The following is a 24,976-nucleotide window of genomic DNA, read 5'->3' as shown; positions in this document are numbered from 1 at the left end:
TTAGGATATGGCCCGGTTTTGCTGGTTGGCAATTTGTAGTCCTAATTTGTTGAATAAGGTCAAATCACTGCTTTTTTCTGGATTGGGACAGGTTAGCAAACGTTCACCCAGAAAAATAGAATTGACTCCAGCCAGATAGCACAAGGTCTGCATTTCATTACTCATCTCCGTTCTGCCGGCTGCCAATCGGACATAGCTTTCAGGCATCGTGATTCGGGCGACAGCAATTGTACGAATAAAATCAATGGGATCTATGGGGTCTGCGTTACCCAAAGGTGTTCCTTTGACGCGGATAAGCATATTGATAGGCACGCTTTCCGGATGTCTGGGTAAATTGGCAAGGGTTGCAATCATGCTGACACGGTCTGCTTCATCTTCATTCATTCCGAGAATACCCCCACAACATACTTTGATACCGGCATCACGAACAAAAGCGAGGGTATCCAGACGATCCTGATATGTACGGGTTGAGATGATCTTTTCATAATGTTCTTCAGAAGTATCAAGATTATGATTATAATAATCCAGCCCAGCGTTTTTAAGTTTTTCAGTTTGTTCCAGATTAAGCATTCCTAAGGTTACGCATGTTTCCAGCCCAAGATTTTTAATGCCTTCTATCATAGCACAAACGGTCTCGAGATCGTGATCTTTCGGGGAACGCCAGGCGGCACCCATACAAAAACGTGTCGCACCTTCCGCTTTGGCAGCTCGTGCTTTTTCAAGCACTTTTTCAACGGACATGAGACGGTCTGCCTTAATTTTTTCTTCATGTTTTGCACTTTGTGGACAATAAGCACAGTCTTCGGGACATCCTCCACTTTTGATCGAGAGCAAGGTTGAAACCTGAATTTGTGTTGGATCGAAATTTAATCGGTGGGCAGTTTGTGCTTGGTAAATAAGCTCGGGCAACGGGAGCTGAAACAAAGAAGCAATTTCCTCCTTGGTCCAGTCGTGACGAATCGGAAAATTATTAAAAATCGTTGTTGAGAAATCTCTTTTAAGCGGCATATATAAGTCCTTAATTTATCATAAATAATTTTACGAGATTACTGAAAATTGGTTTTAAGTATTATTTTTGTATCGTAGAAGTTGTAGGCAAGGTTTATCAACAAATTGATAAATTATATATGCAGATGTTAATATGCAAAATATATAAATGACGATATTAATTCCTTTTGTGGTATGTAAATGAAAATATTTTGAACAGATATTTATCCAAATAGGATGAATTAGGTAAATAGAATATGAAATATCTCCTAAAAATTTTGCAAAATTATTAGAAGTTATTTTGTAAATAATTCCAGTTTTAAAAGATAAGAGATAGATAAATATAGCGAATAAAAAAGGAGCTATAAATTCATTATTTCTATTATAATTTAATTTTAAGTAAATCATAGAAAATAAAAGAATTATAAAAAGTTGAAAAAAAGAAATTATAAAATTGTTTGGTTTAAAATTAATCTTAATAAATATTAAATAAGTAAGAATTCCTAGTGAATATTCTAATAAACATCTAATAATTGCATAATCTATAAATAAATTATACAGCCTATGATGCGCATCCATATAGTTTATAGAGGTTTGATTTAATACAATTAAACAATATAAGATTACTAGAATTAAAACAGGAAATATCAAATGCGTAAATTTATCTAGTAATGTTACAAATATTGGAAAAATTATTATTCCAACCCAAAGTTCGGCTGAAATAGTATATGAAATTCCTATTGGTTCAAAAGGTATTGAAGGGTGAAGCGTATTTAAGGGAATCATTTCTGAAATAGTTAATATTTTAAACCAATCAAATAAATTAGGTTGAGTGATATTATTAAAAATATTAAATACATAAGAAATAACTACGCAAACGATATATACTGGAAAAAGTCTTAGATAACGTTTAAAAGCAAAATTTATAGAGTTAAAATTTTCTCTTTTTTGATAAACGGAATGACAAATGACAAAACCACTGAGAACCAAAAAAAAGTCAACAGCTAAAACAAAAGAACAAGGAATTATTGGTTTATGGTTCCAATAAAAAAAATGTCCACAAGCGACAAATAAAGCCATAATTCCACGAAAACAATCAAGGGATACATTTCTTTTATGGAGTAAGTCCATGACGCAACCTTATAAAAATATACTTTCAAACTATTAACTTTTATAAACTTTTTTAAATTGTTATCAATATTTATGAATAATTATAAATTTTTGTTGGATATATTTTAAGTGTCTAATTTAGTTATAGTACAAAAAAGAAATTATGTTGGTGTATTAACATTGAATAGACCGCAAGCATTGAATGCGATTGATGATGTGTTACAAAATCAAATATTAGATGTTTTAGAAAAGTGGAAATTCGATTCGCGTATTTATATTATTTTAATTAATAGTAGTAGTGAACGAGCTTTTTGTGCTGGTGGTGATATTCGGAAAATTGCTGATTTAGTTCGTTCAGGTAAAAGACAAAAAGGTTTAGAAATTTTTAAATATAATTATGTATTAGCTAATTATATACTACATTATTCTAAGCCCATTATTTCAGTAATGGATGGCATTACCATGGGGGGAGGTATAGGATTAGGAGCGTTTGCTACATATCGTTTTGTTACTGAACGTTCTATTTTAGCAATGCCAGAAGTGATGATCGGATTAACCCCAGATGCAGGTAGTTCTTTTTTATTTCAAAATGCTCCAGGTTTTTCTGGATTAAGGGCTATGTTAACGGGACAACGTTTTAATGGTAACACTGCTATTAAGTTGGGGTTTGCAGATTATATGATTTATTCAAGTGAATTAGAACTTTTTTTACAAAAATTAACAGAATTACAGCCAAATGAAATTAATTTTTTTCTTTCAACATATAAGCAATCCTATGAATTTGATAATAAAACTTTAAAACAAATTGCTGATATTTATCAAGCTTCTTCTGTAGCAAAGATTATTGAGAAATTGCGAAAAAGTAAATATAATTGGGCCGTATGTGATTTTAAAACTATATTAAAAGCTTGTCCATTTTCTTTAGAGGTAACTTATAGAGCTTGGCATTTGAAATTACCAACTCAAGAAGCTGTTTTAACACGCGATTTATTGTTAATTAGTCATCTTATCCAACGGGCCGATTTTTTAGAAGGGGTGAGGGCTGCAATTATTGACAAGGATCATAACCCAAGATGGAATCAGGCGTCAATTTCAGAGTCCGAGATTAATTCCTGTTTTGACTATTGAATTTAATAAAAATATCTAGTCATTTTCTCATACTACGGTTTACTATAGTCATTTTATAATTTCTGAATTAAAAATAAAATTGATAAGGAAAGCGTGGCACTATGAAACATTGGGATATTGAACAGGTTAACTGGGATAAATTTGACCCTTCATTAATAGATGCTGATATTGTTCCTTTGATAAAAACAGCTGCTGTTGTTGAACGAAATAGTGTAGACTATACGGTTTATTTGACTAATGTATTTGGTCATGATCCTGAATTGACAAAGCTTTTCAGGAAATGGGAAGATGAAGAGGTGCAACATGGTGAAACATTGGGACGATGGGCCATGATGGCTGATCCTGCTTGGGATTATCAGGAAAGTTATAAGCGTTTCAGAAATTTTTATAAAATTGACTTAAAGACGGATCACTCAATCCGTGGATCACAGGCGGGAGAATTTATCGCCCGGGCTATGGTTGAGGTTGGCACTTCATCTTATTACAGTGCCTTGGCAGATTATGTAAAGGAACCTGTCCTGAAGGAGATATGCAGACGGATTGCTGGAGATGAATATCGTCATTATAAATTGTTTTATGATTATGCTAAATTATATTTGAAATCTCAAAAGCTCTCCAGGTTGCAACGAGCCAGGATTGCCTTGGGTCGTATAATTGAAAGTCAGGATGATGAGCTTGCCTCGGCCTTTCATGCCACCAATGAGCCCCATGGAATGCCATATAATCATAAACGATGTATAGCCCTTTATATGGAAAAGGCCATGTCATTATATAAAATCCATCATATTGTCAGGGTGGTTAATATGGTTTGTAAGGTTATTGGGTGGATGCCTTCAGAAAAATGGCAAAGATATTTGTCTAAATTGATACTAATGATTATTAATAAACAACAGAAAGCCTATACCAAACAAGTTTTATCTATAATATAACAATTTTCTGAACAAGAGTGGGACATTAACAGGGATGGATTCTTTGAAGCTTGGTTTTTTTGATAATTTGATACATGAAGCAACAGCAGCAGTTATAACACGTGTGTTAGAGGCCCATGGAATAACGGATATAGAATTAATTACCGGTGAATGTAAGGATTTGATTCAGGAGCTGACTGCTGGGAAAATTGATTTGTTTGTAAGTGTATGGTTGCCTGATATTCATGCCGATATCATTCAATCCAATCCGAATTTCAAGGTGATTGGAAATCTTTATCAACCCTCTATCTCTTTTGCTTTGCCAAAAAAGTTTCAAGAACATGTGGGTTCTATTGATCAACTTATAACGGCTTCATTTCTTCATCGTGAAATCACGGTATGTGAAACTTTGCAGGTTTTCGCGAATAAAATCATGAAAGAATATGGTTTGATCGAGGCTGGTTATCAATTGAAATCTATTGCAGATGAAGAGACGTTGACTCATTATCAGGAAATAATCCACTCACAAGAACCCGAGTTAATGATGCTTTATGAACCGGCATTGTTCACGGATTCAGGAAATTTTTATCGTCTGAGGGAATCCGAGAATATTTTTATACGGAAACAAAAAGCGGCCATGCTATTAAACCCCAATTGGATTCAGCGATTTGGGGGTGACTTGATTGATGAGCTTGAGGAAATGATGTTGGGTAATCAGATTGTTCAGTTCATGGAAAATGCAATACGCAATCAGGGGATGAGTGCCGATGAGGCGGCAGAAGCTTGGCAGCGTGGTAAATTGGTTGTAAGAGCGTAATGGCCCATAAAAATGATCAGCAAGATTTGGGGTTGGCAAGGCAATATGAGGCCTATCCGTATCCCGAACGCAATCCAAAGGATGAAACCAAACGCTTATTAATAGGCAGTCCAAGCCATTTGAATGAAATTGATTATTGGGTATTTGGAGGATATCGTTCTTATACGCAACCATTAAGGATTTTGATTGCTGGTTGTGGAACCGGTGATGCAGCAATCATGGTGGCTCAACAAATGGCACGACACCAACGTTCTGGTGAAGTGATCTGTTTGGATCGGGCCGAGGCAGTTTTGAAAATTGTTAAAGAACGGGCAGCTACACGGAAATTGAGTAATATCCGTTATGTTCAGGGTTCAATTCTTGAATTGCCAGATTTAAATCTCGGGTTGTTTGATTATATTGATTGTTGTGGTGTTTTGCATCATTTGCCTGATCCTGCTGCTGCCCTGCAAATATTAAGGGAACAACTAAATCCTGGCGGCGGGATGGGATTGATGGTTTATGCTCCCTATGGTCGTACTGGCGTTTATATGGTGCAGGAAGCATTATCCAAACTGACCTCTTTGTCAGATCCACCAGTAAAGCGTTTGGATGTTGCAAAAAGAATCATGAAGCATCTTCCATCGACTGCCTGGCTCAGATTTAATGGAAATTTTGGTGATCATTTAACTGGAGGTGACGCTGGTCTGTATGATCTTTTATTAAACCCGCGTGACCGATCCTATAAAATTGCCGAATTATGGGATCTGTTGGATAAAAATGAGTTGGCGGTAAACTGTTTGGTGGAGCCTGCGCGTTATGATCCTGCTTATTTAATAACAGATCCAAAGATCAGAGAAAAATTCAGGCAGTTTGATATAAGAACACAGGCTGGTCTGGCTGAATCTTTGGCTGGGAATATGTCAACGCATGTTGTATATGTGCGTCGCGCGGAAGATAATATACAATTTGCTGATCCATGTGCCTCTGATTCAATTCCTTTTATGCGGGAAACGCCTGGAGAAATACTTGCCAATCAGATTTTACCATCCAATCTGCTTCCTTATTCTTTTGGAATGTTGACGATTATGCTTCCTTTACCTGCACAGGCACGCGGGTTTTTGGGACTTGTTGACAATCGCCGTTCGGTTGGAGAAATAATTGAGATTGTCAAAAAACGGGGTATTGAGGAACACCGTATTTTACCTTTGTGGAAGCAGACTTTTGAAATTTTACGAAGTATTAACCAGCTTTTTGTAAGATCTGCCGTTTAATTTATTTTATTGGAATCATCTATTATGAAATGTGCATTTTTATTCCCCGGTCAGGGAAGCCAATATGTTGGTATGGGTAAGGCATTGGCTGAAGCATTTCCAATTGCCAGAGAAGTCTATGAAGCGTTGGATGAAACGTTAAAGCAGCCATTATCCAAAATTATGATGGAGGGGCCTGTGGAAGCGTTGACTTTAACGCAAAATACACAACCTGCATTAATGACACATTCCATGGCCCTAATCACGGTTTTGGAAAAAGAATTTAATATTGATGCCAATCATCTGGTTTCAATGGCGGCAGGACATTCCTTGGGTGAATATTCTGCTCTTTGTGCTGCCAATGTGTTTGATTTTGTTACAACTGTCAATTTGTTACGGACGCGCGGCAGTGCAATGCAAAATGCGGTACCGGTTGGTCAGGGAGCAATGGCTGCACTTATAGGCGTCACGATTGGACAGGTTCAGGATTTATGTAAACAGGCCACGCAGGGAAATTCGGTTGTTGTAGTTGCCAATGATAATGGCGCGTCTCAGGTTGTGGTTTCTGGGCATATGGACGCGATTGAACGGATTATAGCCATAGCCAAGGAAGCTGGTATCCGTAGAGTTGTTAAATTGCCTGTATCAGCACCATTTCATAGTCCGTTAATGGAACCCGCTGCCCGGGAAATGCGGGATGCCTTGGCTAAAACAAATCCCAAACCATTTAATTTTCCTGTTATCGCAAATATAACCGCCTGCCCTTATGAAAATTCTTCTTCTTTTGTCAGGGATTCATTGGTTAGACAAATAACAGGTTCTGTAAGATGGGCAGAAACTATGCGATATATGATTGATCAGGAAGTTGATTTTTTTGTTGAAGTTGGTGCAGGTAAGGTTTTGTCTAAAATCATGCAGCGTACTGCACGGGATAGCAAGGTTTGTTCTGTTGATACACCTGCAGATCTTGAAGAATTTGCAAAAATTCTTTCTGCTTTTTAAAAGAACACAAGGATTATGAAGATTATGTTCAGACTAGATAATAAGGTAGCGTTGGTTACTGGTGCCTCGGGTGGAATTGGTCAAGCGATTGCCAAGGCATTTGTTCAGCAAGGGGCAAGGGTTGTTTTGTCGGGAACCAGGGAAAACGTTTTAAGAGAGGTTCAAAAAGAGTTGGGTGAACAGAACGCATTTGTTCAAACAGCCAACCTCAAGGATCAGGAATCTTTAAAAGCGCTTATCCCGAATGCAGAGAGGCAGGCAAATGCACCTGTCGATATCCTGGTTAATAGTGCCGGATTAACGCGGGACAATCTTTCAATCCGAATGAAGGAATCGGAATGGTCCGAGGTTCTGGATGTGGATTTGTCTGTGCCCTTCCAATTATGTCAGATTGCGTTAAAGGGAATGGTTCGCCGGCGTTCAGGACGCATTATCAATATCGCTTCGATCATTGGGTTTATTGGTAATGTTGGTCAGGCCAATTATTCAGCTGCAAAAGGCGGATTAATCGCTATGAGTAAAAGTCTGGCGTTAGAAGTGGCGAAAAAAGGCGTTACCGTTAATGTTATTGCCCCCGGTTTTATTGAAACACCAATGACTGCCGTATTATCAGAAGAGCAACAATCTAGATTATTACAAAGAATTCCAAGAAATAGAATGGGACAGGTGGAGGATGTTGCATCCGCAGCTGTCTATCTGGCTTCTGAAGAGACAGATTGGGTTACTGGAACATGTTTGCATGTTAACGGTGGCATGTATATGGTGTAAAGATCCTTGCTTTGTGAACCATTTGAACATTTTATAAAATTATAATATTGCTTTTGCTTGGTTATTTGGGGGAAATGTGATATTTCCCCAATACCGTTGTGATAAAATCGTATAAAGTTCTAAAAATTCTTTGGAACTTTGGTAATATAGTATAAACATGTAAGCTTTATAGCTGTAAAAGGACGAATATAATGAGTGAAATTGCTGACAAAGTAAAAAAAATTGTTGTTGAACATCTTGGTGTTGAAGAATCAAAGGTAACTCCTGAAGCTTCCTTTATTGATGACTTGGGTGCGGACAGCTTGGATACAGTTGAACTTGTTATGGCTTTTGAAGAGGCTTTTAATGTGGAAATTCCTGAGGATGCCGCAGAAAAGATTGCAACAGTCAAGGATGCTATCGATTATATTGAAAAACAGAAACAAGCATCTTAATTAAAAGTCTATAACATTATCGATTCATAAAACTTACAGGATAATTTAATGACGAGTACAAGTTCATGGCCACACCGCAGGGTAGTTGTTACTGGAATGGGGATTGTAAGCCCTCTTGGAATTGGTATCGATAATGTTTGGAAAAGACTTGTTGCAAGTGAAAGCGGCATTGACAAAATCAAAAGTTTTGATGCATCACGTGTTGCTGCACGTATTGCCGGGGAAGTTCCTGAAGGTTCAAAGGAAGAGGGCAGGTTAAACCTGTCTGAATGGATCCCCGTTAAAGATTTAAAGAAAATGGACCGTTTTATTCAATTGGGTTTAGTGGCGGCTATTCAGGCAGTGGAGGATTCTGGCTGGACACCCAAAAATGAAGCGGATCAAATGGCTACCGGTGTCATGATTGGTTCAGGAATTGGTGGGCTGCAAACCATTTATGAAACGTCAATCAAGGTTAATGAAGGTCAGGCTCGAAAAGTTTCTCCGTTCTTTATTCCATCTGCCTTGATTAATTTGGTTTCAGGATATGTTTCCATCAAATATGGCTTTAAAGGGCCCAATCATGCGGTAGTGACAGCCTGTGCAACAGGAGTGCATGCTATTGGAGATGCAAGCCGTTTGATTGCGCTTGGCGATGCTGATGTAATGATTGCCGGAGGAGCGGAAGCGGCTGTATGTGAATTGGGTATTGCAGGGTTCTGTTCTGCCAGAGCATTATCCACGGGGTTCAATGATACACCTACAAAAGCGTCAAGAACCTGGGATAAGGATCGCGACGGATTTGTTATGGGAGAAGGTGCCGGTGTTCTTGTGTTAGAAGAATATGAACATGCGAAAGCCCGTGGCGCAAAAATTTATGGTGAGGTGGCTGGATATGGCATGTCAGGTGATGCGTATCATATCACTGCTCCAGCAGAAGGGCATGAAGGTGCTTATCGTGCAATGGCATCGGCCATTAAGCATTCAGGATTATCATTGGAAGATATCCATTATATTAATGCACATGGTACATCAACCATGGCGGATGATCTTGAACTTGAAGCTGTCGAGCGGTTGTTTGGGGATGCAAGCAAACATTTGGCAATGTCTTCAACAAAAACGGCTATTGGTCATTTATTAGGTGCAGCAGGTGCGGTTGAGGCGATCTTCTCTCTATTATCAATATGTAATAATGAGGTACCTCCCACTTTGAACCTTGATAATCCATCAAGGGAAAGTGTCATTGATCGTATAGCTCATACTGCCCAGCAAAGAAAAGTTGATGCTGCCCTATCCAATAGTTTCGGTTTCGGTGGCACGAATGCGAGCCTGATTTTTAAAAGAATATGAAAATTTACTAAGATATATCATGGGTTAAATTGTAATGCGTCGATTGTTATATGGGGTCAGTGCATTACTTGTATGCCTGCTTGCTGTATTCTTTTACGGAAAATATACCTATTTTGCTCCCGGTCCTTTGGATAATGCTAAAAATGTGGTTATTGCCAAGGGAAATGTCGCGGCAATATTAAACCAACTTCAGAAAGAAAAGGTTGTCACTCAATCCTATTGGGGCGGTTTTATTTTTCGTAGTGGCATAAAGCTGACAGATAAGGCCGGAACGTTACACGCGGCTGAGTTTTCTTTTCCAAAGCAGGCATCGATTCAACAGGTTATCGATATCTTGCGGTATGCAAAACCTGTACAGCATAAATTAACCATTCCAGAAGGGCTGACAGCCTATCAGATTGCGAATTTGATTAATGATGCCCCCTATATGACAGGACAGATACAGCCACCAGAAGAGGGAACGGTATTGCCCCAGACATATGCCTATGAATGGGGTATGTCTCGTGAAAAGATGATATTCCGTATGCAACAGGCAATGCAGAAAAAACTGCAAAAAATCTGGGGTGAACGACAGGTGCTTGCTGAGATAAAAACGCAACAGGATTTGGTTACCCTTGCCTCAATTGTTGAGCGGGAAACCGCTTTAAAACGCGAACGTCCCATGGTTGCCCGTGTATTTATCAATCGCCTGCATCTTGGCATGCGATTACAGTCAGATCCCACAGTGATTTATGCCCTGACTGATGGAAAAAATGATTTTGATCGCAGGCTAACTCGACAGGATCTGGAAATTGTCAACCCATATAACACTTATTGGACCAGCGCTTTACCTCCTACACCAATATGCTCTCCTGGTGAAGCCGCTATGGAGGCTGTTGCACATCCTGCAGAAGGAAAAATATTATATTTTGTTGCAAATGGAACGGGTGGACATAGTTTTTCAACAAGTCTTGCAGAACATAATCACAATGTTGCCGCAGAGAAAAAAAGATAGTTTTTAAAAACTATCTTTTAAAATATAGAATAGTTTTTTTATTTTCTGGATTTTGAAGGGGAGGGCAAATTTTCAGATTTAATATTATGTGATGAGGAGCCTTTTTGTGGGGCAAGGTCAATCGCACCTGAATCATCGTTGGTATTGGTATCGCCATTATCATCCTCTACATTATGATTTTTGGATGATTTTTTGTCAGGTTGGACAGTTTTTGCCATATTTGAATATTTGATCAGGATTTTACGTAGACGGTTTGCCGCTGGATTGTTAACGCGCATTGCCATGACAATATCTTCTGGTCCCACAATCTGGTTATAATATTTATGATTGGCACTACTGTTAATTTTTAATTTAGATCCTTTTAGAGAGGCTCCGACAAATAATCCTGATGCTTTTTGCAGGTTATAAATATCTGCTGTATCCTTGTTGGCATCGCTACTGGATTTTGCTGCTGTTGCAGAGGCACTGGCTCCCATTGTAAATTGGCTGTCCAACAATTTGCGCAAACTGCGTTCGTTCATGATGAAAAGCATGACTTCTGTATTTTGTACACCAAGCTGTATACCAAAAGAGCCACTTGACATTTTGTAAAAAGCAGGACTGGACCAAGAATTTCTTGCATCCCTAGAAAGAAGCACACAATCTCCCCCGGAGCCTCCAAACACGAGGGAGATATGTGTAATATTTGGGCAAATCATCACTGCCCGGGCGTTTTTTAAACGGGTATAGACACGGCTGGATGTGGGAATATTTGCAAAGACATCCTCAACTGTTAAAAGAGAATGGTCCACAATAGATTGTACTTTGTCAGTTTTGGCCTTGGCATGCTGAAGAGAAAATATTGACAGCATTGAAAAGCAAAACATCGTACCATATTTAAAGATGAAATTATTTTTCATAGGATTAACAATTTAGTTCAGGTTTGACGAAAAAGAAAAAACAGATCGGTAGTTTAACATAAAAGCGATTTATGATAAGGACATATGAAGTGTTTTCGAGAGGATATCCGAAATTCCTGGAGCTGCGGTTAAAATAGGTGTCATTTGATGAAGGCCACCATTTTCCAAGAAAGGTGAAATACAGGCACCAGCTTCTCTAAGCAAAACGAGTGCTGCCGCCACATCCCATAAATTAATGGCCATTTCAAAATGTCCATCCAGTCTACCGCTCGCAACATCGACGAGGGACATGGTGCCAGAACCCAAAGTGCGAATCATTGCGCCAGTTTTTAAGATAGCTTCTGCATTTTTTAGAAATTCATCGATTTTACTGACGTGACTCCAGCCCAGTTCAATCATGGATATTTTTGGATCTTTAACATCGGAAACATGAATGGGCTTTTCATTCATGAATGCCCCTTTTCCTAGACGGGCAGTATAGAATTCGTTTACGCATGGAGCTGCAATAATACCGAGAGTGGGAACATTTTCTTCCATAAGGCCAAGAGAAATACACCACCGATTTCTGCCACGTGCATAGTTTGATGTTCCATCGATAGGGTCGACAATCCATCTTAATGACCCTGAACGTGTTTTTCCCTTTTCCTCTCCTTGAAAACCATCTTCGGGAAAGAGGGATTGAATTGCTTTTGAAATATAAGACTCGATCTTGCCATCTGTTTCGGTCAACCAGTCTTGGGCATGTTTGAGGGATCCTTGGGGTCCCCCTGGACTGGGCCGCATTTGTAAGGCAATTTCAGATGCATTTTTGACAATTTCTTGTGCAGCTATAAAACGACGTGAAAGTGCGTCACTCATAATTGGTCTTAACCTTAAATGATTGAATGAATTTAAATCATGTGATTATAGTGAATTTTATCAGAAATATTTAATTTTTTATAGAATCAGATTATTTACTATTTTAAGATAAAAACCTGATAAAGATGAAACGTATTATTTTTATTTAAAAAATAAGGAACAAATTATGTCTCAGGAAGTTAATTTGGTTGCTATACTGGAAATTGATGAAGGGGCCTGGTCAAAAATTTCAGATGCTGTGAATGTGTGTGTTTCTCGTTCAAGAGAGGAAAAAGGAAATCACAGCTATACAGCCTATTTTCAAAGTGACAAGCCTAATAAAATTGTTTTTATTGAATGTTGGGCAAATCAACAGGCTTTGGATGCGCATTGCGAAACGGAACATTTCCAGAATCTGATGCGCGTGGTAAAACCTTTTGCTGTGAAGCCCCTTGAATTACTGAATTTAATACCCGCAAAATAAATTTGTATTTCTGATGTCGATTTTTGAAACGGATATATGGCGCATTGGTATTGTCAAGGCACCGGTTGAGGATGTAATAGCTTGTGATATTTGCGATATTCATTGGATAAAAGAGGAGGATACGTTCAAATTTCTTGCTGATCCTTTTGGCCTCTATAGAGATAATAAACTATATGTTTTTGCGGAAGCATATGATTACAGAGATCGTCATGGCCGTATAGAGGTATTAATTCTTGATCAACAGCTTTCACTTATTGATCGAAAAATTGTATTGGAGAAACCCTGGCATCTATCCTATCCAATGTTAATTGAGGATCAGGGGTTGGTTTACATGCTGCCAGAGGCATACAAATCAGGTGAAACCAGTTTATATAAAGCAGTTGAGTTTCCATTTCATTGGGAGAAGGTATCCTCTTTTTCTTTTCCTGAAGTGGCCATTGATCCGACTGTATTATTTTATAATGATTTATGGTGGATGTTTTATACCCCTGTAAGGGAAGGGTTAAGTCGGCAAAGCGTTTTATCTGTTGCCTGGTCGGAAAGTCTCGCAGGAACATGGCATTCTCATTCACTTAATCCCGTAAGGATTTCCCCCTCAAGTGCACGTCCTGGTGGTAATGCAGTCATTACATCTCAGGGTATTATTTTACCGACACAGGATTGTAGCCTGACGTATGGAGGGGGACTGACATTTTTAAACATTATTGAATTAACCCCTGATCAATTTGAAGCAAGAACTACAGGCCAGTTCAATAAAGGTTCAATATTTGGCGAATATAATCAAGGGGTGCATACATTAAGTAAGGCTGGCCCCTATAGTCTGATAGATGGTAAAAAAATACTTAGACAGCCTGTGAGGCGTTTCTTGATTGACATGCGATATCAAATACATGGAATATTTTAAAAAGCTTGGAATATTTTTTGATTTTAAACCAATGAAATGTGTAAGAATCGATTTAATTTGATCGGTCAGACATCAAATTATTAACCAAGTGGAGATCATCGGGTTTATCCACATCCACGGCAGCCTGCCCCCAGGGTATAATTACAAAATGGATCTTAACCTTGGTTAATTTGAAAATTCTTTTTTTAAGTGCTTTTCTAGTCAAGCGATGCAGGATATATCGCAAGATTATTGAATATCCCAATAGCAAGCCCATTTTTACTGGACTTTTACGATAACTTTCCAATTTTTGCCAAAGTTTCGCGACTTGAATGGACCTTGGTGTTCGAAACATAAAAATATTGCAACCAGAAAAAGAACCGTCAGCCAATTTGATGTAAGTTCTTTTTGTGTTTGGAACATCTTTTTCAATCTGTTCCTTTAGGGCGATACCAACAGCAAGGTCACATTGTGAGGCCTCCGCTTCCTGTATGAAATATTCCACCCATTCCGGTTGAAGTAAGGGGTTATCAGCGGTTGTTATTAATAGGGGGGTTCCCAATGCTTGAATGGCTTGGATGATGCTTGCACTTGGACCAGGACAGGTGGGAAGATACTTAATAAAGTTGGGTAGAATATCCCTAACAACCTCGAACTTTTCAATTGAAACAGAAATTTTATTAATGGATTCTATTTTTGCAAGGGTTTCGGTAACATATTCGATCATTGGTTTTCCCAATACGGGAATAATCGCCTTGTGCGAAACGTGAGCATGCAAAGCCAAAGGATCTTGTTTCCCTTGCCTTGACCCAGCCAGAATTAAAGCATTGATGGGTTCACGTTCCATAATGGCCCCAATTCCTTTTAGGCTGCTTTTTGGGTGTGTTGGGTGCAATCTTTTTTATGCTCCCGAAAATTAGATCCTGCGGGACGATCACGTGGAGGAGCCCCGGTTTTTAGCATAACCCAAGGATAATGTTCAGCTTCTTTCACTGTATATCCCATGTTAAATACGGTTGGGCTCCGTGGGCGTGCCTTGGCATCTTCATAATAGGTACCGAAGACTTTGTCCCAAAAATAGTTGGTAATACCAAAGTTTCCCTTCTCATAATGAAAGTGGTGTAAAACATGAACCTGTTTAATATGACTTACATATCTGGATTTTGGTTTATAATTCAAATGTTGAATGCAATGAAAAAATTCATAAAAACATGACATGTACACAGCTGTACCAATAGAGGCAAAGAAACCGCAAAATCCACCAACTAAATATCCCAAGCCGCCCCCAATGATAATGATGGTTGGTATGGTATTCAAGGGTGATCCAAATAATACATTTAAAAGATGGGGATCCTGATGATGATCAAAGTGAATGCGTTTCCATAGTGAAGCCGACCATTTCATTCTGTATAGTAACGAAACATGCATGATCCAGCGATGGATAATATACCAGATTAATGGAAAGCCAAATATCATGACGATAATTGAACTTAAGACAGGAACCCATCCATTGAACGTGTAGCAGACGGCGACAATACATCCAATAATAAGGCTGAAATATAATAGGATGGTTGGATGCGTCAAATAGGCCACCCATAATTGTTTTAGTCCCATTTTACCTAAATCGTAACTACGTCCGGAACGTAGGTCTTGATTGCGCATAATTTGAAAGATAGATTGGTTGCTCATTGTTTTTCTTCAACTGATAGAATGATAGTGCATGTAGCTAACATAAAGACAAGGAAGGCAGAAAGTGAAGCCACTGGGGCGGGTATGGTTCCTGCTTTCCCCAAAGCATGCAGGACTTCTTGGAATATAATAAATAACAATCCATATCCCAAACAATATATGGGAATCCAGCTACGTAACCCGGCACGTGGCGGGATGTAGGTCACAAGTACAGTAATAATTAGCATCATGATAAAAGTAAAGGGTAAACACAATCTTCCCCAAATTGTTGTTTTTATATAATTCGTAGGCATTTTGAAAGGTTGTTGATATGATAATTCTAGAACCATATTATGGATGGATTGTGGCATTGATTTTGAAGATAGTCTTATAAGGGTATGTGGTGTCAGGTTAATATTCCATATTCTTTCTTTTTCATTTGTTAATTCATGAAATTTTAATGGAATATCCGGTTTGTTTTGCAGGAATTTTGCATGAGAGAAAATCCATTGGTGATTTTTGTGAATGACTTCATCAGCAATAAGCACCGAGTCAATATGAGATAAATCGCGACGCTTGATGATCGTCAGTCCTGTTATTTTATTTCCTCCATAGGCAATATGATCAATATTGATGATATCAAGATTGCTGTAAAAATAGAAATTATTTTCTTTTTCGGGATGCGGGTTGGTTTTGTTCCACCATGTTGCCAGATCCAGTTCCGTTTTGGGTGTAATTTGGTCAGACATAATAAAACATAGAAAACTTAGCAATAGCGTAACAGGTATTAATTTTTTTATCAGTCCCCATGTCGATAGGCCTATGGATCGTAGGATGGTTATCTCATTGTTGATTGTCAATTGAGTGAGGGCGATCAAGAAACCGATAAGGGTACTTAAGGGTAAAACAGAATTAAAAAGTAAAGGTAATTTCAGCATCATGAAATGAACAACCCCTTTTAGCCCAAGTTGTCGTTCCAAAATGGAAGAGGTTTGTTCCAATAGGGTTAAAACCTCCATGATTGCTGTTAAAATAATGACAGTAGTAAAAGTCGTTGCTAACAAGCGACTGGATAAATAAAAGGTTAACACATAACGTTTCAATAATTTTTTCATTATTTATCCGAAGACTTTGAAAAGTGTCTTAACAAATTGCGAGAGGTAAAGAGAAAGGGATTGTTTTTTAAGAATAGACAGCCAAAGCAAAAAAACAAGAATATAAAAAATGGTAGCCATAAAGCGACAAAAGCATTGTCATGTCCGTGTGAAACAAGGGTTAAACCCAGTTGTTGAATATGATCATAGGCAACAAGAATGATTGCCGCGATTCCAAGACCTAAATTTCTTTTACGACGTTTTGGTGTAATGGCTAAGGCGACAGCAAGAAAAGGAATGGCAATAATTGATAAGGCGCGGACTAAACGAAAATGAAATTCAGCCTTTATATCTAAAATTGGAATGTCTTGATAGGTATGGTGCTGAATTTGTTCGTAGAGATTTGTCAGGGTTAGTTCGCGTTCATCGCTGCCTCTTTCCCTAAAAATGTTTTTCTTGTTTGTGTTTTGTATTATTCGTGAAGCATTGGAAAAATCTGTTATATTATTGTTGTTATTCGGATTTAATGTAAGATTTTGACCATCATAAAGGGTCAGCATTATTTTTGAATGATCGGCCAGTGAATAAAAATTCCCTTTATCGGCCAGAATAATTTGTTCAACCAGTTGTTTTTTATCATTTAATTTTGTTTGTCTTATGAAGATTCCTGAAAGCTGGGTTCCGTTTTGGCTAGCTTTGTCAACGATCATAACAGTGTGGTTATTGGGTTGAACAATCATATGGCTTTGAATATGGGGTGCCCATCCAGCATGAGAGGCATAAAAAAAAGCTGCGCGAAAATCATATCGGGCATATGGCTGAATATAACCATATAATATTATACAAAAAAAACTGACGGCAATACCACTTATGATGTAAGACCGTGTACATTGAAAAAGGGATTTTCCAGCATTTAATAGTGCATCAATTTCATTATTAAGATTTAACTGACGAATACTTGAAAAAATTGATACGCAAAAGGCTGCCGGAATGGCAAGACCAAGATAATGAGGGATCAGATCTGCCAGCAAGCCAAGAAAAGTACTGAGGGGGCTGCTGTCTGCCGCTAATAGGTCAAGTAATACAAGCAATCTTTCCAGCATCAAGGCGGCAAGAATAACTCCAAGAGAAACAATAAAACTTGGGAGAGCTTGCGCAAAAAGGTAGGAATCCAACATTTTGATGTGGATCGTTGATAAAAATCTGGTCAAACTCTGGTTTTTTAAATGAAATTTCAACAAGGATTTACTGAAAATAATGATCTATATAAAAGGAGTGGGTTTGAGAAAAATCACCATTTTTGTCTATAAAGCGTACCGTTGAAAATGTATGAAAGTGATCATCCAATTTTTCAATTACGATTTTACGCCAAGCGGCTTGGTGATACGGACGGTTTGAATTGGAAGAGGCTGAAGCAATTCCCAGCATCGGTATATTGGTGTTAAGAAATTTTCGGGTAATGGTACGATGGACATGCCCAAAAAGAATAATCTCGACACCCTCTTCATATAATATTTTTTGCAATTTTTTCCTGTCTTTTAAGGCCTTTCTTTCCGAAACAATTCCTGATACAGGGGGATGGTGCAAAATCACAATCCTGAATAAATTATCTTTTTTAAGTTGTTGGAGTACATATCTGATTTGATTCAGCTGATAATTTCCAACCTGGCCATTTGCAAAAAAGGGAGGCGTGGGAACAGCTGTATTAATGCCAATGACAGCGATAGAACCATAACGGGTTATGATAGGGTAATCGTCATGATTGTAAGCATGTGACCAGGGTGACCAGAAAGCGTAGCTATTGTGCCATTGTGTTTTAACAAGCGCATCATGATTCCCTGGGATAATATTTATATTTTTAAAAGGAAGATGATGCAACCAGTCAGCTGCCTGTTTAAATTCCTCAGGCAGAGCTAAGTTGGTGAGATCTCCCGATATCAACAAAAGGTCGGGAGATTCTCTGGAAATATCGTCAATAATGATATCAAGTCTCTTTTTTTGCAAAGAAAGGCGTCTTTTTTTCCAGGACAGAAAACTTAAAAATCGTTTATTGACAAGGGATAATTTCGGAAATTGAATGCTTTCCAAGGGAAGATGAATGTCCGAAATATGGGCAATTGTAAAGCGTTTCAAAAGAGACTATCCTTAAATATATTCTATGCTATTTTATGTAACATACTTGAAATCATGATAATATAGTTGATTTTTGCACAATTTTTTTCATAAAAGAAGCAAATGGGAAGGAATGATAACATCAAAACTATAAAAACGTTTATTACTCCTCATATTAAATTAAAACAAGATACTATAGAATGTTAGAAGCAATCCGTGAATCAGAATATTGCCTTAATTAAAAATCCTGTCAGTCGATTAAATCAGAAAGAGGATAAGGAATTTACAGATTTTGCCTTGAACTGGTTAGGTGAAAATTATTCTACGCCACGAACTGTTGATGATATGATGCAAACGTTAAATCGTTTTGTCGCAACAGGAGTTGATTGTATCATTATAGATGGTGGGGATGGCACGATTAGTCATGTCATGACAGCTATTTATAGCTGTTATCCACATGATAAATTGCCAAGCCTCATTATTCTTCCTTCAGGAAATACAAATTTAATAGCCAAGGATATTGGATTCGGTATTCGGGGAATCAATGCTCTTAAGCGTATCAGGACTTTGGCAGAACGTCAGCGATTGCATTTTATGGTTCAGCATCGTCATGCATTAAAAATTGAATGGTCTGATCCCTCTCGCCCGCCTGTTTTGGGAATGTTTCAAGGTGCAGCGGCATTTACGAAGGCTATTCAGATTGCACATAATCCGACGATTTTAAAAAATTTTCCTCATGATGGTGCTGTGGCAATCACCATTATAACGTCTTTACTAAAATTATTTTTTTCAAAAACACGGGATTTGTGGCTTAACGGTAATGTATGCTCTTTTTTCATTGATGAAAAGAAATCATATCAGGAGAATTGCTTTTTGTTTTTATCGACGACTTTACAGAGCCTATCTCATGGAATGTGGCCGTTTTTTAACCGATATGCAGGGGATGATAGTCTTCATTATTTGAATGTTAAAGCACGTCCTCCACATCTGTTGGCGGCATGTTTCGCCTTATTAAGAGGTAAAACGCCGGAATGGTTATTGAATGATCCTAATTATCTTAGTGGTACCGCCAATAAAATAAAACTGTCAATCAAAGAGGATATTATTCTTGATGGAGAACAGTTTGATACAGGCGAGGATCATTGTGTCCTTCTTTCGACCGGTCCCAAATTTTCGTTTGTCCGTTTATAGATAATGTCGGCTGTTTATGTCATCATCCTTGTCACAATTATTAGCCACTTCATTTGATCAGCATTCTGTTCCAGAATCTGTTACCGCCTTCGTTAAACAGATTATAGGAGATCGGCAACCCATAGGTGTTATCTATTACGGTTCTTCTTTATGGAAAAAAGAACTGACAGGTTTGCTTGATTTTTATGTTGTTTGTCAAAATTTGTCTGATTGGTATCCGGAAGATTGTTTTAAAATTGTGATTAATTATTGTCTACCTCCGAATATTGAATATCATGAATGGAGTGAGGGGAATGTTAATTTAAGGGCCAAAGTTGCGATATTATCAATAGATCAACTTCAAAAAGCTACTGCTTTACAATCCATTGATACAACGATGTGGGCGCGTTTTTGTCAGCCTGTTAAGATTCTTTGGTGGAAGGATGAAAAAGGAAAACAGGCATTGTTGGATTGTCTCATAAAAGCGGTAAATACAGCTATATGGTGGGCCACTTTTTTGGGGCCAGAATATGGGACTGCGGAAAAATATTGGTGTTCATTATTCCGTCATACTTATGATGTCGAGCTAAGGGTGGAATCAAATAATCGTCCAATGTTGATTTTGGAAAATAGAGAAGATTACTTTAAGCAACTTTTAAAACTGGGCTGGCAAAAAGCAGGAATATCCTATAACGAGACAAAAAATTATTCTTTATTTCCATCTGTGTCAAAGGATCAACGAGAATATGCTAGAAAACGCTGGAAGATTCGGAAAATATTGGGTCGACCCTTGAATATTTGCCGATTAATTAAGGCCGCTTTCACGTTTGAAGGGGGGGCGCAGTATATTGTGTGGAAAATTAATCGACACCGTGACATTAATCTTGAGTTGACAGCGTTCCAAAAAAAATATCCCCTTATAAATGCACCCTGGATATTATTCAAATTATATCGACAGGGTTTATTCAAACGATAAAGATTTTAATTAAGAGTTAGCCCTACATCTTTAGCCGCCTGAATGTAGATTTGAACTAGTCGGTCAATCTGTTCTTCTGTATGGACCGCGGCGATACTCGCTCTTAATAAAGGTCTGTTATCTGGTGTAGCGGGAGGCAGGCTAAGATTAATATAAGCCCCCAATTCTAACACCCTGTTCCAGAAATGAGCAGCCTGAGGTAATTCATTCAAGATGACAGAAACAACAGAGCTGATATCTGGACCAGTTTGAAAACCAGCATTCTGTAATGCATGATAAAACCGGGAGGCATTATTCTTTAGTTTATTTCTCAATTCAGGACGGTTAGCGATGATTTTCAAGTTTTCACGTGTTGCGGCGATTACTTCGGGAGGTAAAGAGGCCGTAAACATGTAGGGTCTGGTACAAAGACGTAATTTATCCATTTGTGGATAATCGGAAACACAATATCCTCCAACAGTACCCAAGCTTTTAGAAAAAGTTCCCACGATGAAGTCAACGTCTTGTTCCACGTTTTCACGTTCTGCAATTCCTCGACCATGTTCACCAAAAACACCAAAAGAATGTGCCTCATCAATCATGAGATAAGCATTTTCCTCTTTCTTGACCTGGATAAATTCTTTGAGGGGAACGATATCTCCAAACATGGAGTAAACTCCTTCCACAACAACCAGTTTAATACCGTTTATATTGCCAACTCGGCGTAATCTCTTACGTAAGTCGTCAGCGTCATTGTGTCGGAAACGTATAATTTGTGCCTGACTGAGTCTGCTGCCATCATAAATACTGGCATGACAGTCCGCATCCAAGAAAAGGTAATCATCCTTACCGGCAAGAGTTGATACCATGCCGAGGGTTGCTTGATATCCTGTTGAAAAAACCATGCAGGAACAACGGTTGAAGAACTGAGCCAGCTCTTGTTCGAGTGATTGATGTAAGGAATAAGAGCCATTGGCAATTCTGGATCCCGTTGTTCCAACACCATATTGCATAGCTGTTTCAGCAGCTGCTTTTCGTGCCTCTTTGGATTGACTGAGGCCTAGATAATTGTTTGTTCCAAAAAGAAGTGTTTCTTTCCCGTTGATAGTACCAACTGTTGCAGTAAGTGTTTTCTCGATTGTAACCCCAAACGGATTGTGCGGGGCAAAGGAAATAAGTTGGTTGAAAGCAGTTTCAAGTGGCTTGAATTTTGTAAATATATCCATAGGAGAGAGCTTTTATTTAAGGGAAACGATGGCATCTGCAAGATCACGAATCGTTCTTACGTCTGTCAGGCGATCCAAAGGAACGGATACGTCTAGTTTATCTTCAATTTCCATGACGAAATTCATGACAGCTAGAGAATCGAATTCCAAATCTTCAATAATTTTGCTGTCTGGTGAAATGTTTTTGGGAACTTTTGGGTTTTCTAATAATGTATCAATAATTATTTTTGAAATTTCTTCAACCGTTTCAGTCATAGTGTTACCTTGTTAAATATCAATATTTGAACGATTATGACTGATTGGATGACATTTAACGCAATCAGTCGCATATCCTAAGGAAAGAATTGATTTATTGTAAATAGCTTTTAAATTCTGTTCAAGAGGCCATAAAATTTCATTTCATACCTGAATTTTTAAAAATGAAATCCGAATTCTCCTTTTAAAAGCATTTGTCTTGCTTTTGCCCGTGTCAATTTTCCAGAGGAGGTTTGCGGCAGGCTATGTGGAGGGACTAACAGGACAGATACTTCTACACCATTTTGTCTTCTAAACAGACTGGTCATATCTTCTTGAAGTCTTTTTCTTTCAGACTCATCAATGGCACGGCATTGGACAAGTGCAACGACAGTTTCCTGATTATTCTTATCAACCGAGAATACAGCGACATCGCGGCTTCTTAGCGAGTTAAAAGCATGTTCAGCCGCCCATTCCAGATCCTGGGGCCATATATTTCGCCCATTAATGATAATCAAATCTTTTTCGCGTCCAATTATGACAATTTCGTTATTTAAAATATAACCTAGATCACCTGTTTTTAACCATCCTTCTTTGTCAAGAACGGCTTCTGTTTCTTTTTCTTTATTGAAATAACCTTTCATAAGGCTTGGGCCTCGCACGTAAATGCTGCCCGCTCTTCTTTCGGGAAGAATATTTCCATTTTCGTCCCGTATTTTAATTTCATGATCAGGAAGTATCGGACCACAAAGAGTAAAAGTCCTGGTTGTAACGCAAGGATCATTGGAAGGTTTTGCTATACCTGTCGTTTCAAGAAGGGGCAAATCAATAGTATCGGTTTTAAGTCCCTCTCCCAAAGGTGCGAATGAAAGGGCTAATGTCGCTTCCGCCATACCATAGCTTGCGACAAAAGCTTTTGAATTAAAACCATATTTTTGATATTGTTCGGCAAATTGTTCTAAAATATGAGAACGTATCATATCTCCGCCAATACCTGCCGCACGCCAAGAGGATAAATCAAGTTCCAGGGTTGAGGAAGGCATACGGCGTGTACAAAGTTCATACCCAAAAGATGGACTATAAGATAGGGTCCCTTTATTACGACTGATCAGATCCAACCAGACATGTGGACGCCTTGCGAAATCCCTGGTAGGCAAAAGATCAATGGTTAACTGGCATGTCATAGGGGTTAGAAAAAATCCAACCAGCCCCATATCGTGATACAAGGGTAACCATGAAACGCATCGGTCTCCTGTTTCTTTTACTGCCAATCCATAATATGAGATTGCATGAGCATTGGCCAAACAGGCTTTCTGGGTGACAGCAACCCCCATAGGAAAGCGAGTGCTTCCTGAAGAAAATTGAAGATAAGAAAGATCATCAGCCTGAATAACTGGTAATTCTATGGCGCTATTAACTTTTATTTCTTTTAGCTGGGCAGGACTTCCTCCGAACAATAAAGGAAATTTTTCAATAATTTCCCGCGTCCAGCTTTGAATTGTTTGTGGAATAATAACCGCTTTTGCGGAAGAGTTTTCAATCATTCCCCGCAAGGTGTTGATATAAGAAGATTTTCCAGCAAAAGCAACAGGCAGAGGCATTGGGGCGGGAACAATACCTGCATATTGGCAGCCAAAAAAGATACGGCTAAAGTCACTGTCACTTTCTGCAACAATGGCCAGGCGATCGCCTTTCTTTAGTCCCAAGGTCAAAAGTTGCTTGGCAACATGTATAGCTTGTTGTCGCAGGTCAGAATAGGGTAATGATTCTAATAAAACTCCCTTGGCTGAATAAAAATTAATACCGCTTTTTCCTTGAGCGGCGTAATCTAAAGCCTCAGAAAGAGAAACAAAATCACCAAAACGTCGTTTAAGACCAGAATCCGTTGGTGTTGGATGTTTGTTTATGTCCACAATTAAAATTCCACCAAGTTTTTTACAAAACAGTATATATAAATTGCTTTTGTTAAGTATACCTAAAGATAAATAATAATCACTTCATTATGATTATAAAAGAGCAATCCTGTTTGGCTGTTGCCAAACATATTGTGTATAGAAGCTTTCTACAAATGAAGAAAGTATTTTTTGCAACATGTAAAAACTCATTGTTATGGTTATGTATTTACGTTTAATAGGGCTTATAATAAAAAACAATCTTGTTTTTAAAAAAAAATAAAGATTTCGCAAGTTTTTTATGCAAATATACATTTATATGAAACAGTTTTTTTAAAACCAGATCTTTTTTGGACTGATTATTGTTTTGTTAATCAAATCCCATTATTGCAATCAGTTTAAATGAATGAACAGCGTTTTATGTATGTATAATACTTATATACTAATAAGTGGGAAATATATTTCATTTTCAGTATGAAAATAGTCAATTTTTTAAATAGAAAAGAAGTAAACCTGATATCTTATTCTATAAATTGTTAAATGAGCGGATTTACATTGTTAATTAAAAACGGTTTTTTAGAATAAAAAAGGATTTAAAATTAAAAATAAAAAAATAAAATTTAGGGGTTGATTCTTAGATTTAAATTGTATAGATAAGTTCACACAGACATTGAGAGAACAAAAGGTTTTTGATGTGTTTTACGGTTTTGTTCATTGACAATTGTATAGGATGAGAAGGGGATATGCTGGTGGCGTATTGGTTGTAGTGTTTTTTGTGGCGCTATGATGTTTAGGGTTTTTAGGAGCCTTAGA

Annotated in this window: 25 protein-coding genes; 13 read left to right on the top strand and 12 right to left on the bottom strand. The window is 38.0% G+C overall.

Annotation, left to right across the window (positions count from 1 at the left end; translation table 11 throughout):
* Together bioB and GM552_RS07825 are read right to left on the bottom strand one after the other, a co-directional pair.
* On the bottom strand, nt 1–1,008 hold the full coding sequence (gene bioB, locus GM552_RS07830) for a biotin synthase BioB (protein ID WP_155565987.1): 1,008 nt from the start codon (nt 1,006–1,008) through the stop codon (nt 1–3).
* 54 nt (nt 1,009–1,062) lie between these two features.
* Nucleotides 1,063–2,118 carry an acyltransferase gene (locus GM552_RS07825; RefSeq protein WP_155565986.1) on the bottom strand — a complete coding sequence of 352 codons (1,056 nt, stop codon included), beginning with the start codon at nt 2,116–2,118 and terminating at the stop codon, nt 1,063–1,065.
* Nucleotides 2,119–2,226: 108 nt separating this feature from the next.
* Between GM552_RS07825 and GM552_RS07820 the strand changes: the two genes are divergently transcribed.
* The 9 genes from GM552_RS07820 (at nt 2,227) to mltG (ending at nt 10,709) form a co-directional block, all read left to right on the top strand.
* Nucleotides 2,227–3,225, top strand: coding sequence for an enoyl-CoA hydratase/isomerase family protein (locus tag GM552_RS07820; protein ID WP_155565985.1), 999 nt, complete (start codon nt 2,227–2,229; stop codon nt 3,223–3,225).
* A gap of 101 nt (nt 3,226–3,326) precedes the next feature.
* Complete coding sequence (locus GM552_RS07815) at nt 3,327–4,154, top strand: acyl-ACP desaturase (RefSeq protein WP_155565984.1); 828 nt, start codon at nt 3,327–3,329, stop codon at nt 4,152–4,154.
* 34 nt (nt 4,155–4,188) lie between these two features.
* On the top strand, nt 4,189–4,950 hold the full coding sequence (locus GM552_RS07810) for a glycine betaine ABC transporter substrate-binding protein (RefSeq protein WP_155565983.1): 762 nt from the start codon (nt 4,189–4,191) through the stop codon (nt 4,948–4,950).
* Nucleotides 4,950–6,203 carry a bifunctional 2-polyprenyl-6-hydroxyphenol methylase/3-demethylubiquinol 3-O-methyltransferase UbiG gene (locus tag GM552_RS07805; RefSeq protein ID WP_155565982.1) on the top strand — a complete coding sequence of 418 codons (1,254 nt, stop codon included), beginning with the start codon at nt 4,950–4,952 and terminating at the stop codon, nt 6,201–6,203. Before GM552_RS07810 ends, GM552_RS07805 begins: the two co-directional genes overlap by 1 nt.
* 24 nt (nt 6,204–6,227) lie before the next feature.
* Nucleotides 6,228–7,184 carry an ACP S-malonyltransferase gene (fabD, locus tag GM552_RS07800; protein WP_155565981.1) on the top strand — a complete coding sequence of 319 codons (957 nt, stop codon included), beginning with the start codon at nt 6,228–6,230 and terminating at the stop codon, nt 7,182–7,184.
* Between the two features lie 24 nt (nt 7,185–7,208).
* Complete coding sequence (gene fabG, locus GM552_RS07795) at nt 7,209–7,952, top strand: 3-oxoacyl-ACP reductase FabG (RefSeq protein WP_110439040.1); 744 nt, start codon at nt 7,209–7,211, stop codon at nt 7,950–7,952.
* Between the two features lie 191 nt (nt 7,953–8,143).
* Nucleotides 8,144–8,386 carry an acyl carrier protein gene (locus GM552_RS07790; protein WP_110439039.1) on the top strand — a complete coding sequence of 81 codons (243 nt, stop codon included), beginning with the start codon at nt 8,144–8,146 and terminating at the stop codon, nt 8,384–8,386.
* A 48-nt stretch (nt 8,387–8,434) separates the two neighbouring features.
* Entirely contained in the window at nt 8,435–9,715 is a 1,281-nt protein-coding gene (gene fabF, locus GM552_RS07785; RefSeq protein ID WP_122124066.1) for a beta-ketoacyl-ACP synthase II, read from the top strand.
* Between the two features lie 34 nt (nt 9,716–9,749).
* Nucleotides 9,750–10,709: an endolytic transglycosylase MltG gene (mltG, locus tag GM552_RS07780; protein ID WP_155565980.1), complete on the top strand. Its 960-nt coding sequence runs from the start codon at nt 9,750–9,752 to the stop codon at nt 10,707–10,709.
* Between the two features lie 38 nt (nt 10,710–10,747).
* On the opposite strand, the gene GM552_RS07775 is transcribed toward mltG, so the two are convergent.
* Together GM552_RS07775 and GM552_RS07770 are read right to left on the bottom strand one after the other, a co-directional pair.
* Nucleotides 10,748–11,608 (bottom strand): lipid-binding SYLF domain-containing protein, encoded by an 861-nt coding sequence (locus GM552_RS07775; RefSeq protein ID WP_230882792.1) that lies wholly within the window; start codon nt 11,606–11,608, stop codon nt 10,748–10,750.
* Between the two features lie 69 nt (nt 11,609–11,677).
* Nucleotides 11,678–12,466, bottom strand: a complete 789-nt coding sequence (locus GM552_RS07770) for an inositol monophosphatase family protein (RefSeq protein ID WP_155565979.1) — start codon at nt 12,464–12,466, stop codon at nt 11,678–11,680.
* Between the two features lie 166 nt (nt 12,467–12,632).
* Here GM552_RS07770 and GM552_RS07765 point away from each other — a divergent pair, with 166 nt between their 5' ends.
* Nucleotides 12,633–12,929 (top strand): putative quinol monooxygenase, encoded by a 297-nt coding sequence (locus tag GM552_RS07765; protein ID WP_110439034.1) that lies wholly within the window; start codon nt 12,633–12,635, stop codon nt 12,927–12,929.
* Between the two features lie 13 nt (nt 12,930–12,942).
* Nucleotides 12,943–13,833, top strand: coding sequence for a formyl transferase (locus GM552_RS07760; protein WP_155565978.1), 891 nt, complete (start codon nt 12,943–12,945; stop codon nt 13,831–13,833).
* 52 nt (nt 13,834–13,885) lie between these two features.
* Here GM552_RS07760 and GM552_RS07755 read toward each other — a convergent pair whose 3' ends face one another.
* From GM552_RS07755 to GM552_RS07735, 5 genes are all read right to left on the bottom strand, one after another.
* Nucleotides 13,886–14,659 (bottom strand): nucleotidyltransferase family protein, encoded by a 774-nt coding sequence (locus GM552_RS07755; RefSeq protein WP_155565977.1) that lies wholly within the window; start codon nt 14,657–14,659, stop codon nt 13,886–13,888.
* A gap of 17 nt (nt 14,660–14,676) precedes the next feature.
* Nucleotides 14,677–15,501, bottom strand: coding sequence for a sterol desaturase family protein (locus tag GM552_RS07750; RefSeq protein ID WP_230873472.1), 825 nt, complete (start codon nt 15,499–15,501; stop codon nt 14,677–14,679).
* Nucleotides 15,498–16,595, bottom strand: coding sequence for an LptF/LptG family permease (locus tag GM552_RS07745; protein ID WP_155565976.1), 1,098 nt, complete (start codon nt 16,593–16,595; stop codon nt 15,498–15,500). Before GM552_RS07745 ends, GM552_RS07750 begins: the two co-directional genes overlap by 4 nt.
* Nucleotides 16,595–17,752 carry an LptF/LptG family permease gene (locus tag GM552_RS07740; RefSeq protein ID WP_155565975.1) on the bottom strand — a complete coding sequence of 386 codons (1,158 nt, stop codon included), beginning with the start codon at nt 17,750–17,752 and terminating at the stop codon, nt 16,595–16,597. Before GM552_RS07740 ends, GM552_RS07745 begins: the two co-directional genes overlap by 1 nt.
* A gap of 67 nt (nt 17,753–17,819) precedes the next feature.
* Nucleotides 17,820–18,707: a metallophosphoesterase gene (locus GM552_RS07735; RefSeq protein ID WP_155565974.1), complete on the bottom strand. Its 888-nt coding sequence runs from the start codon at nt 18,705–18,707 to the stop codon at nt 17,820–17,822.
* A 195-nt stretch (nt 18,708–18,902) separates the two neighbouring features.
* Here GM552_RS07735 and GM552_RS07730 point away from each other — a divergent pair, with 195 nt between their 5' ends.
* Complete coding sequence (locus tag GM552_RS07730) at nt 18,903–19,877, top strand: diacylglycerol kinase family protein (RefSeq protein WP_155565973.1); 975 nt, start codon at nt 18,903–18,905, stop codon at nt 19,875–19,877.
* Between the two features lie 16 nt (nt 19,878–19,893).
* Nucleotides 19,894–20,832 carry a hypothetical protein gene (locus tag GM552_RS07725; RefSeq protein WP_155565972.1) on the top strand — a complete coding sequence of 313 codons (939 nt, stop codon included), beginning with the start codon at nt 19,894–19,896 and terminating at the stop codon, nt 20,830–20,832.
* A 5-nt stretch (nt 20,833–20,837) separates the two neighbouring features.
* Here GM552_RS07725 and spt read toward each other — a convergent pair whose 3' ends face one another.
* The 3 genes from spt to GM552_RS07710 form a co-directional block, all read right to left on the bottom strand.
* The gene (spt, locus tag GM552_RS07720) at nt 20,838–22,037 is read right to left on the bottom strand and encodes a serine palmitoyltransferase (protein WP_155565971.1); all 1,200 of its coding nucleotides are present in this window, start codon (nt 22,035–22,037) and stop codon (nt 20,838–20,840) included.
* 12 nt (nt 22,038–22,049) lie between these two features.
* A complete protein-coding gene (locus tag GM552_RS07715; protein ID WP_122124053.1) occupies nt 22,050–22,292 on the bottom strand; it encodes an acyl carrier protein in 243 nt (80 codons plus the stop codon).
* A 158-nt stretch (nt 22,293–22,450) separates the two neighbouring features.
* Nucleotides 22,451–24,184: a fatty acyl-AMP ligase gene (locus GM552_RS07710; RefSeq protein ID WP_370533616.1), complete on the bottom strand. Its 1,734-nt coding sequence runs from the start codon at nt 24,182–24,184 to the stop codon at nt 22,451–22,453.
* Nucleotides 24,185–24,976 lie beyond the last annotated feature (792 nt).

Source organism: Commensalibacter sp. ESL0382, from assembly GCF_009725775.1.
In the GTDB taxonomy this organism is placed as follows: Bacteria; Pseudomonadota; Alphaproteobacteria; order Acetobacterales; family Acetobacteraceae; genus Commensalibacter; species Commensalibacter melissae.
Note: the sequence above shows the minus strand (reverse complement) of the source record. Positions and strands in the feature narration are given on the sequence as shown.